This is a genomic window from Streptomyces sp. NPDC002809 (genome assembly GCF_040295435.1).
Classification (GTDB): Bacteria; Actinomycetota; Actinomycetes; order Streptomycetales; family Streptomycetaceae; genus Streptomyces.
On the sequence record NZ_JBEOVJ010000088.1, the window covers coordinates 23,174 to 33,242 of the forward strand.

Here is a 10,069-nt window from a genome sequence, read left to right on the forward strand (position 1 = left end):
CGCCGCGTTGTCCCGGCAGTCGGCGCGCTACCGGCGGCTGCGGCCGGGGGCTCGTTGCCGACGTCCGCGTCGTCCGGTATCCGGCTCCTCCGGCGGCCTCGGGCGTTGGCCGCACTCCGCACTCCGCACTCCGCGCCCCGCACCCCGCCTTCCGCACCCCGCCTTCCGCGTACGTACTGACGGGCGGGTGGGCGTGCGCCGATATTACGCGTTTGCTTATAGCCCGCGTCTGCAAGTATCGTTCCCGGGGTAAGCGCCGCCACCCACCCCAGGGGCCGGACGACATCGTGATTCGCTCCCGGCACGACTGGCCGGACGAATGACTCCGTCTTCGCTGTTCCGCGCGGTCCCCCCACCATCAGTGACTGATTGAGGTCCCCCATGAGCATCCGCTCCCTGCTCCCCGGCCGCATCGGCTTCGGTACCGCCCCCCTCGGCAACATGTTCCGCTCCATCCCTGACGACGAGGCCGCCGCCACCGTGCAGGCCGCGTGGGACCAGGGCATCCGATACTTCGACACCGCACCGCTGTACGGCGCGGGCCTCGCGGAGATACGCCTCGGTGACGTCCTTGCGCAGCAGCCCCGCGACGAGTTCGTCCTGTCGACCAAGGTCGGGCGGGTCGTCCTCGACGAGGTCGAGGACCCCGCGAGCCGTGAACTCGGCGACAAGGGGGCCCTGTTCGAGCACGGGCGTCCCAACAAGATCGTGAACGACTACAGCGCCGACGCCACCTTGCGCTCCGTCGAGGACAGCCTCAAGCGGCTGAGGACGGACCGGCTGGACATCGTCTGGGTCCACGACATCGCCCAGGACTTCTACGGCGACGAGTGGGTCAACGTCTTCGAGAGTGCCCGTACCGGAGCCTTCCGCGCACTCGCACGGCTCAAGGACGAGGGCGTCATCAGGGCCTGGGGGCTCGGCGTCAACAAGGTCGAGCCGCTGGAGATGACGCTGGACCTGGACGAGCCGCGGCCGGACGCGTTCCTGCTGGCCGGACGCTACACGTTGCTCGACCACGAACGGGCCCTCCAGCGGCTGCTCCCCGCCGCGGCCGCGCAGGACGTCGACATCGTCGTGGGCGGTCCTTACAGTTCCGGCATTCTCGCGGGCGGCAGCCACTTCGAATACGCCGCAGCGCCCGCTGCCGTCATCGACAAGGTCGGCCGTATCAAGGCACTCGCCGGGGAGAACGGCATCGGCATCAAGGCCGCCGCCCTCCAGTTCGTGCTGGCCCACCCCGCAGTCGCCGCCGTCATCCCCGGCGCCACCCGGCCCAGCCGGATCGCCGAGGACCTCGGCGCTCTCGCCCAGGACGTGCCGCACGCCTTCTGGAAGGCCCTGCGCGACCAGAAGATCATCGCCCGCGACGCCCCCGTACCCACCAGCTGAACCGCGCATCCACCCCGCAAGGAGACACCATGGCTTCCACCACCGTCACTCTCGACATGCCGCATTCCGCGGGCCGGATCTGGCAACTCATCGGGGGTTTCGGCTCCCTTCCCGACTGGCTGCCGTACATCACGGACAGCCGGCTCAGCGACGGTGGACGGCTGCGCACGCTGACGAACGCCGATGGCGGCGTCATCGTCGAACGCCTCGAAGCCTTCGACGAGGCCACTCGCACGTATCGCTACTCCATCGCGCAGGCGCCCTTTCCCGTCACCGGCTATCTCTCGACGCTGCGGGTCATCGACCTGGGTCCGGAAGGTGGCCGGGTGGAATGGTCGGGGACGTTCACTCCGGACGGCACGAGCGACAGCGAGGCGATCGCTCTGTTCGATGGCATCTACCGGGACGGCCTCGCGGCCCTCGCGGGGACGCTCGGCACCTGACCGAACGCCGGGCGCGGCGGGGGAGTCGAGTGCCTGCCCGGAACGGGAGGCGGTAGGCCGCCCCGACGCGGGGTGCGCCTGCGTCATCAGGGACCGCCTTGCGGAACGCAACCCACCGACTCCGCGTGTGGCGTCGGTCGCCGTCATGCGGCGACCGTACGATCGCCGCATGCGGCCGATCGCGCACTCCACGCGCTTGCTGACCGCCGGCGCTGTCGCCGCCACCTTGTTCCTCGCAGGTACGAACGCGGCTGCTGCCCCGTCGCCGGTGGCTCCCGTTGCCGGAGCGAACCGGAGCGGATACGACCGGCTCCACCTGCTCGTCGATCTCTCGGCCCAGCGGCTTGCCACCGCGGATCTTGTCGCCGCCGCCAAATGGGGAACCGGCAGCCCCGTCGACGATCCGGCGCGGGAGCGGCAGGTCCTCGACGCGGTGGCCCGGCAGGCGCGCGAGGCGGGGGGCGAACCGGGGGAGACCGTCCGGATCTTCCATGAGCAGATCGAGGCGAACAAGCGGGTGCAGCGCGCGATGCACAGCCGCTGGGATGCCGACCCCTCCGAGGTGCCGGCGATCCGCCCGGACCTGACCGAGGTGCGCGAAGACATCAACCGGATCAACTGCGAACTGGTGCGCGCGATCGCCGACTCGGTCTCCGTACGGACGGCCGCTTCCTGCGATGCGCTCTGGCAGCTGCCGAGGTGAGCGTGCGGCGCCATCGTGACCTCGATCGCCTTCACGCGACGGGGCTGGCGCACGCCTTGCGAGCTGTCTGTGCGTCGGTGCCTGCCGGCTGAGTGCGCATCGAAACCTTGGTGGCGTCCTTGGCGTGAGCGCTGCCGAGGTTCGGCTTGTCGCGCGTGCGGACCACGGCAGCCCGCAGGGTGCTGCGCCAAGTTCCGATCGGTGGGGACGGCCGAGGCGTCCGGCCGGGCGGGCTGTCGAGGCGCGTTGATCGCATCTCGGGCCCGGCCGGGCCGGGCGCGAGATGGGTGAGTGCCGGTCGATCCGACATATTCCTTGACCGGAATATTCGTCATGGGGAATGCTTGTTTCATGGACGCACTCCTGGCTGCACTGGCAGACCCGGCCCGCTGGCGGCTTGTGGGCCTGCTGGCCGAGCGGCCCCGCTCGGTCGGAGTCCTCGCCCAGCTCGCCGAGGCGCGCCAGCCGCAGACGACCAAGCATCTGCAGACACTTGAGCGCGCCGGTGTCGTCACCTCGCAGCGCACCGGCCGGCGCCGCATCTACGCGCTCAGCCCAGGCCCGCTTCGTGACCTCGCGGCAGCGCTGGGCACGCTCGCCGACATCGCGGAGCAGGCCGGCGGCCCGCGTGCGACCTACGACCGGTACGGAATCGGCCTCCGCGCGGAGCGGCTGGCCGCGGACGCCACGGGGTGGGCCGACGGCCGTTCGTTCCGGTTTCTCCGTTCACTGAAGGGACGCCCCGGGCTCGTCTGGCGCCACCTGACCGACGCCTCGCTTCTCGCCCGCTGGTGGACCCCCGACGACCTGCGCGTCTCCGAGATCGTCTTCGAGGCCCGACCGGGTGGACGGGTCGTCCAGGAGTACCGCGACGCCGAGGACACCGACGGCTCCGACCTGATCGCCGGACGTGCGGAGGGGCTCGTCGACGATGTGCGCCCCGGCGAGCGCCTCACCTACCGGCTCTCCCCGCTGCTGCCCGACGGCAGCCTCGCGTTCACCGCCCACGTGGCGCTGGACCTGCGGACCACCGACGCAGGCACGGACCTCGACGTCCACTGGCGGATCACCGACAGCACGGTCGACTCCGCGGACTTCGTCGCGGGCATCGAGATCGGTTTCGGCCAGTGCCTCGAAAGGCTGGCGGCGATCCTCGCTGCGGAGCCGCAGGGCAACGACGACAACGACGCCGTCAACGACAACCACGACAACCACGGCAACGACATCGGCGACAGCACCCCCGGCACTGACAGCGCCACCGACACCAACACCAACAGCACCACCGGCACCGACACGAGGAGCAAGAGATGACCGGCTCGACCGGCCGCAAGGTGACCGCCAACCTGAGCCTGACGCTCGACGGGCGCTACAACGGCCCCGGCGGACCCAGCGATTTCGGCATGTTCGCCCCGTACGTGACCACCGAGGTCGCGCGAGACCACCTGACCCGCATCTGGGAGGGCGCGACGACGGCGGTGCTCGGCCGGATCAACGCCGAGGGGTTCCTGGGGTACTGGCCTTCGGTGGCCGAGGACGAGAGCGCCGACCCGCGCGATCGCGGATACGCGAAGTGGCTGGTGGATGCAGAGAAGGTGGTCTTCTCGACCACGTTGACCGAAGCGCCGTGGGAACGCACCCGTCTGGTGAACGCACCCGCCGCGGACGTCGTCACCGAGCTCAGGACCACCGGCGCGGGCGACATCCTCGTCAACAGCAGTACGAGTGTCATCAAGGCCCTCCTCTCGGCGGACCTGGTCGACCGGCTCCACCTCATGATCTTTCCCGAGATCGCCGGTGGTGGACAGCGACTGTTCGACGACGGTCTCCCGGCTTCGACATGGACGCTCACGCACCAGGAGACGGGCACGCTGGGAGAGATGGCCATGGTCTACGACCGGGTGCGCTGACGCCCCGGTCAGTGCACATCGCAGTCGGCGGAAATTCCCTACCGCCGTGGCCGGGAATGACGGAGACTCGTCCCGTGGCTGACATGGGGTTGTTCCAGGAGGCCGTCACTGCGTGGGCAGCCGGCGGCTCCGCTGAACCGGCACGCGAACTGGCCGCTCGGCTTTCCGTACGGACAGCCGTCCTGCTGGAGGGGCCGAGCGACGCCGCTGCCGTCAACGCCCTGGCCGCGGGGTGCGGCCGGAACCTGGCGGCCGAAGGGATCTGCGTCCTGCCGATGGGCGGTGCGACGAGTGTCGGGCGCTATGCCCGCCTGCTCGGGCCGCCGGGACTTGACCTCCGCCTCACGGGCCTGTGTGACGAGGCGGAACGGCCTTACTACACACGCGGCTTGGAACGCGCAGATGCCGCGGAGCGGGAGTTCTTCGTCTGCACGGCGGATCTGGAGGACGAGCTCATCCGCGCACTCGGTGTGAAGCGGGTGGAGGGGCTCATCGAGGCCGAGGGTGACCTGCGTGCCCTCCAGACCTTCCTGCACCAGCCCGCCCAACAGGGCCGTACCCCGCAGCAGCACCTGCGGAGATTTCTCGGTACGAAGAAGGGGCGCAAGATCCACTATGGCCGCGTCCTCGTCGAGGCACTCGATCCCGACCGGGTGCCCGCTCCGCTCGCCGGCCTGCTCGCCGGCCTCTGACCGCCGGGCGTCGTCCCGGAGGCGCCCCGGTATCCGCCGGCGGGGGTGCCGCGTTCCTGGTCAGCTGTGGTGGGGGAGAGGGCCGGACTGTCGGAACGGGCCGTCGAGGGCCGCCCATTGGAGCAGCATGACGGTCTTCGCGTCGACGATCGTACCGTTGCGCACCATGGCCAGTGCCTCGTCGAACGGAAGCTCGACGGTGGTGATGTCCTCGCCCTCGGCCGCCACTCCCGTCGTCCCGGTCGGATTGTCCACCGGGTCGTACGGAGCGGCGTAGAAGTGCAGGCGCTCAGTGACGGAACCGGGGCTCATGTAGACGGCGAAGACGTGCTCGGGCGTGCCGATCAGGTGTCCGGTCTCCTCGGCGGCCTCGCGGCGGATCGCCGTGTGCGGGCTGTCACCGTCGAGAAGCCCGGCCGCAGTCTCCAGGAGCATCCCGTCGGCGTGCCCATTGACGTAGGCGGGCAGACGGAACTGACGGGTGAGCAGCACGGTGCGGTGGTCTGTGTTGTGGAGCAGGATGGTCGCTCCGTCGCCGCGGTCGTACGTCTCCCGCTGCTCACGGCTGATGTGCCCGTCGGTGTGCTCGTAGTCGAAGGTCGTCTTGCGCAGGACGTACCAGTCGCAGGAGAGCACCTCCACGCTGCGGATCCGCACGCGCGGGTTGCCTGCCAGGTCGAGGCCGTGCCGGTCCAGGCCTGTGCGGCCACGGCGGTCGGGGGTGTCGAGGCCGGCGGTCATCGGGCGTCCGGCACGTCGGCGGGGTCGCTGTAGACGGCCTTGCCCTGGGCGCAGGCCTGGGCGACCATGCGGTCCGCCCCCTCGGACGGGCCGCCGATCCTCAGAACGGCGTCACACCGGGCGAGCAGCTGCTCGGCGACCGGGTGGAAGATCTCGTCGAACAGCGGGTCGCCCGGCCGGGTGCTTCCCGCCGTGTTCAGGAGGGGCAGGGCGAGCGCCTCGCCGGTGACGGGCAGGTGCCCGGCGCGGAAGAGGCGCAGGGCCGACTCGTTCATCGCGCGGACGTTGGCCTCCAGTTTGTGCGGGTCGTCGCCGGTGCCCGATCGGTAGGGGCCGGCGACGAGGATCATCAGCGAACGGGGATCGGTGGCCATGACGGCGCACTCCTCAATCGGGGTGGGGTGGGGTTCAGGCCAGGACGGTCTCGACACCTGCTTCACGCAGGGCGTCCAGGGTCTGTGGACCGCTGGGATGTGTGCCGGCGCTGCCGGCGGCCCGGTCGGTGACGAAGCGGTGCACGGCATTGAGGGGTGCCACCCGGCTGAAGGCCCGCACGCCGAGCTTGGTCGCGTCCGCCACCGCGATGGTGTGGTCGGCCCGGGCGAGCCCGGCCTGCTTGACGGCGGCGTCGTCCAGGGAGAACTCCGACCAGCCGTGCTCGGCGTGCACACCCCCGATGGACATGACGAAGCAGTCGAAGGCCAGGGACTCCAGCGTGCGCAGCGCCAACGGGCCGACGAGGGAACGCTCGCCGGGCCGGGAGCGCCCGCCCACGACCAGGAGGTCGATCCCGGGCCGGTCGGCCAGGCACACCGCGGCCTGAAGGCTCAGCACGGCGACCGTCAGCGGGGCCCGGTCCGCCAGGTGCTCGGCAACGTGCACCGTCGTGGTGCCCGCATCCAGCAGCACCCGTGATCCCGGCTCCACCAACGTGGCAACAGCACCACCCAGGCGGTCCTTCGTGGCGGCCTGCCACGGTTCTCGCGCCGAGAAGCCGGCGTCCTCGGCCCGGGAGCGGGTTGCCACGGCTCCGCCGTGAACGCGCCGCACGAGGCCCTGGCTCTCCAGGGCATCCAGATCCCTGCGCACGGTCATCTCCGACACGCCCAGGCGCTGCGAGAGCTCCGATACGGAGACCCGGTCGGAGCCCTGCACCAGTCGCAGGGTCAGGTCCAGACGGTTGGCGACACTCATGGCAAATTTCTACCACTGACACGTTCGAACGAACAACAGTCTGAGTGATTCGTGACACCCGTGAAGCGCGACACCTTCGCGCGTCGTGCAACTCGTAGGTTGCGTTTGGAGTCTCGTCGTGCAACTCTTGGGTTGCAAGTAAAAGGCAGCAATGAAAGGGAGCCACCTCATGAGCGAGGATCGGATCGAACGCGAAACCCTGATCGAGGCATCCCTGGAGCGGGTCTGGACGTTGGTGGCCCAGCCCGGCTTCTGGGTGGCCGACAAGGCGAGCCTGCCCGGCACCGTGGCAAGAGAGGGTGAGTCGATGGTGGCGAAGCATGCCGAGCACGGAGACTTCCCGGTGCGTGTGGAGAAGGTCCAGCCGCCGACGTACCTGGCATACCGCTGGACCAGTGCGTTCCCGGGGGAAGAGCTGCGCGAGGACAACAGCACCCTCGTGGAGTTCACGTTGACCCAGGAGGGCGACCGGACGCGGCTGCGCGTCGTCGAGAGCGGGTTCGAGGCGCTGGCGGGATCCGAGGAACTGCGCAGTCAGAACCTCAAGGACCACAGCGGAGGCTGGCCCCTGGAGCTCGACGCGCTCAAGACGCGCGCCGAGCAGCCCGCCACGTGACGGAGGAGCAGCCCGGCGCCGCCGAGACCGTCGGCACCGTCCTCGGCGCGCTCGCCGACCCGACGCGACGGCAGCTGCTCGATCTGCTCGCCTCGCGGGGCGAGGCCACCGCGACGACGCTCGCCGAACGGCTTCCCGTCTCGCGGCAGGCGGTGGTCAAGCACCTCGCCGTCCTGGACGCCGCCGAGTTGGTCTCCGGCACCCGGGTCGGACGCGAGGTGCGGTACGCGGTGCGGCCCGCGGCGCTCGACGCGACGGCGCGGTGGATGGCCTCCCTCGCCGCCGACTGGGACCGGCGGCTGGCGCACATCAAGCGCGTGGCTGAAGGGGCTGAGCGGGACTCGCGTACGACGCATCCCGACTGAAGCGGAATGCGCGCCCGGCCCGCGTCGGCAGAGGGGAGGCGGAAGCCCGGACGCGGGCCGGGCGGCACTCCGCGGCGCCCGTCGGCCGACCCGGTCCGGGCGTCCCGGCGACCTGTGTCGATGGGTGATCGAGCGTGGGGGCGGTCGCGTGGGCGACGGTGGGAGTGCCTCACGTATGCGTTCGTGGTCGTGATCATGTTTCACATACATATCATTGACGTGAACATGTCTGGCCTCTATGGTCCGTAGAAAGCGCTTGCTCGGGTTGCTTGGAGCCCCTCTCCGTGTGACCTGTTCATGAACTCGAACAGACACGTTGTCACGACTGAAGCCTCGACAGAAGGGGAGCGTCTCACGTTCCCCCTGACACGGCCGCGGTCGCGCACGTGTCGAAGTCGCCATCCACGCAGCACAGTTGCCCGGTCCGCCGCCCCACAGCGAGGCGACCGAGCCGCATGACCTCGCTGCCTCCCGTCGCACGAACTCGTCGAACGAACCAACCCCACCTGGAGTCGAACGATGCAGATCAAACCCGTCATCGCATGCGTCAGCCTGCTGGCCGGCTCGCTTGCCGCCGTGGCAGGTACGACCGCTCAGGCCGCGCCCTCTCCGCACCAGGCAGGAGGATCTCCCGCCGTCTGCACCGGTTCCGTCGCGGGCGGGGAGTCCTGCCTGCCCGGCGGCAGCGCCTTCGGCAGCGGGACGGCGGTCATCTCCGTGCCGCTGGACGCCACCGCCCTCTACGTGGCGCCCGACGGCACCGACGACGCAGCCGGAACGGAGGCGGACCCCACGACGCTGGCCTCGGCGATCAGCCGTGTCACCTCCGGCGGGACGGTCTACCTTCGCGGCGGGACGTACCACTACACGCAGACGGTCACCATTGCGCCGGGCAACGACGGTACGGCGAGTGCCCGCACGACGTTGGCCGCCTACCCGGGCGAGGTCCCGGTGCTGAACTTCTCGGGGATGAGCGAGGACCCGGCCAACCGGGGGCTCGCCGTGAACGGGGCCTTCTGGCACATCAAGGGGGTCACCGTCGAGCACGCCGGCGACAACGGGATCTTCGTCGGGGGCAGCAACAACATCATCGAACGCGTCGTGACGCGCTTCGACCACGACTCGGGGCTGCAGATCTCACGGATCGCCTCGACCACTCCGGACGACGAGTGGCCCGCCGACAACCTCATCCTGAGTTCGGAGTCGCACGACAACGCCGACTCCGACGGTGAGGACGCCGACGGTTTCGCCTCGAAGCTCACCTCAGGCCCCGGAAACGTCTTCCGTTACACGGTGTCCCACAACAACATCGACGACGGCTGGGACCTCTACACCAAGAACGAAACGGGCCCCATCGGCCCCGTGACCATCGAGGACTCCCTCTCCTACAGCAACGGCACGCTCTCGGACGGGACCGTGAACGCCGACGGCGACCGCAACGGCTTCAAGCTCGGCGGCGACGACATCGAGGTCGACCACGTCGTGCGCCGCAACATCGCCTACAACAACGGCCATCACGGATTCACGTACAACAGCAACCCCGGCTCGATGACGGTGTCGGACAACGTCGGCATAGACAACGAGGAACGCAACTTCTCCTTCGACAAGGGAACTTCCGTCTACCGGAACAACACCTCCTGCCGCAGCGGCAGTGGGTCGAACGACAAGACGGTCGGTGACGCCGACGGTTCGAACCAGTTCTGGACCGGTTCGAACGGCTCCCGGTGTGCCTCGTACGTCGGCGCCCCGGGCTGGTCGTTCGCTGCTGACGGCCGCCTCGTCGTGACGTTCGGGGGCACCGTGGTGACGCCGTAACCGAACGGCCGCCGGTGACGCCCGCTCAGGGTCACGTGGCCCGGGGCCGGAGACCGCACGGCGGACCGCCGGTCCGCCGTGCGCCGGTCACCGGCAGCGGCCCGTGCCGATCGGGCACCTGCCCGGAAGGGATCTGCCCTCGGCGGGGGCCTGAGCAATCCGGAAGGTGCCGCGCGGGTCCTCCTGGTCCGTGCGGTCGTC

At 69.9% G+C, this 10,069-nt stretch carries 12 protein-coding genes; 9 read left to right on the forward strand and 3 right to left on the reverse strand.

What is annotated here, in order from left to right; genetic code table 11:
* Positions 1-381 precede the first annotated feature (381 nt).
* From ABT025_RS33415 to ABT025_RS33440, 6 genes are all read left to right on the forward strand, one after another.
* The gene (locus ABT025_RS33415; protein ID WP_351002401.1) at positions 382-1,392 is read left to right on the forward strand and encodes an aldo/keto reductase; all 1,011 of its coding nucleotides are present in this window, start codon (positions 382-384) and stop codon (positions 1,390-1,392) included.
* Between the two features lie 29 nt (positions 1,393-1,421).
* Entirely contained in the window at positions 1,422-1,835 is a 414-nt protein-coding gene (locus tag ABT025_RS33420) for an SRPBCC family protein (RefSeq protein ID WP_351002402.1), read from the forward strand.
* A gap of 169 nt (positions 1,836-2,004) precedes the next feature.
* The gene (gene aroQ / locus ABT025_RS33425) at positions 2,005-2,538 is read left to right on the forward strand and encodes a gamma subclass chorismate mutase AroQ (protein ID WP_351002403.1); all 534 of its coding nucleotides are present in this window, start codon (positions 2,005-2,007) and stop codon (positions 2,536-2,538) included.
* Positions 2,539-2,889: 351 nt separating this feature from the next.
* A complete protein-coding gene (locus ABT025_RS33430) occupies positions 2,890-3,849 on the forward strand; it encodes a metalloregulator ArsR/SmtB family transcription factor (RefSeq protein WP_351002404.1) in 960 nt (319 codons plus the stop codon).
* The gene (locus ABT025_RS33435) at positions 3,846-4,445 is read left to right on the forward strand and encodes a dihydrofolate reductase family protein (protein ID WP_351002405.1); all 600 of its coding nucleotides are present in this window, start codon (positions 3,846-3,848) and stop codon (positions 4,443-4,445) included. The genes ABT025_RS33430 and ABT025_RS33435 overlap by 4 nt, the downstream gene beginning before the upstream one ends.
* Before the next feature lie 74 nt (positions 4,446-4,519).
* On the forward strand, positions 4,520-5,137 hold the full coding sequence (locus ABT025_RS33440; RefSeq protein WP_351002406.1) for a TOPRIM nucleotidyl transferase/hydrolase domain-containing protein: 618 nt from the start codon (positions 4,520-4,522) through the stop codon (positions 5,135-5,137).
* A 60-nt stretch (positions 5,138-5,197) separates the two neighbouring features.
* Here the strand turns inward: ABT025_RS33440 and ABT025_RS33445 are convergent, their stop codons facing one another.
* Genes ABT025_RS33445 through ABT025_RS33455 form a run of 3 tightly spaced genes read right to left on the reverse strand, consistent with a single transcriptional unit; the run spans position 5,198 to position 7,072 of the window.
* Positions 5,198-5,878 (reverse strand): NUDIX domain-containing protein, encoded by a 681-nt coding sequence (locus ABT025_RS33445; RefSeq protein ID WP_351002407.1) that lies wholly within the window; start codon positions 5,876-5,878, stop codon positions 5,198-5,200.
* Positions 5,875-6,252, reverse strand: coding sequence for a DUF4406 domain-containing protein (locus ABT025_RS33450; protein WP_351002408.1), 378 nt, complete (start codon positions 6,250-6,252; stop codon positions 5,875-5,877). The genes ABT025_RS33445 and ABT025_RS33450 overlap by 4 nt, the downstream gene beginning before the upstream one ends.
* 34 nt (positions 6,253-6,286) lie before the next feature.
* Positions 6,287-7,072, reverse strand: coding sequence for a DeoR/GlpR family DNA-binding transcription regulator (locus tag ABT025_RS33455; protein ID WP_351002409.1), 786 nt, complete (start codon positions 7,070-7,072; stop codon positions 6,287-6,289).
* A gap of 169 nt (positions 7,073-7,241) precedes the next feature.
* Between ABT025_RS33455 and ABT025_RS33460 the strand changes: the two genes are divergently transcribed.
* The 3 genes from ABT025_RS33460 (at position 7,242) to ABT025_RS33470 (ending at position 9,868) form a co-directional block, all read left to right on the forward strand.
* Positions 7,242-7,688 (forward strand): SRPBCC domain-containing protein, encoded by a 447-nt coding sequence (locus ABT025_RS33460; RefSeq protein WP_351002410.1) that lies wholly within the window; start codon positions 7,242-7,244, stop codon positions 7,686-7,688.
* Positions 7,685-8,053 carry an ArsR/SmtB family transcription factor gene (locus tag ABT025_RS33465; RefSeq protein WP_351002411.1) on the forward strand — a complete coding sequence of 123 codons (369 nt, stop codon included), beginning with the start codon at positions 7,685-7,687 and terminating at the stop codon, positions 8,051-8,053. The genes ABT025_RS33460 and ABT025_RS33465 overlap by 4 nt, the downstream gene beginning before the upstream one ends.
* A 519-nt stretch (positions 8,054-8,572) precedes the next feature.
* Positions 8,573-9,868 (forward strand): right-handed parallel beta-helix repeat-containing protein, encoded by a 1,296-nt coding sequence (locus ABT025_RS33470; protein ID WP_351002412.1) that lies wholly within the window; start codon positions 8,573-8,575, stop codon positions 9,866-9,868.
* Positions 9,869-10,069: the final 201 nt, after the last annotated feature.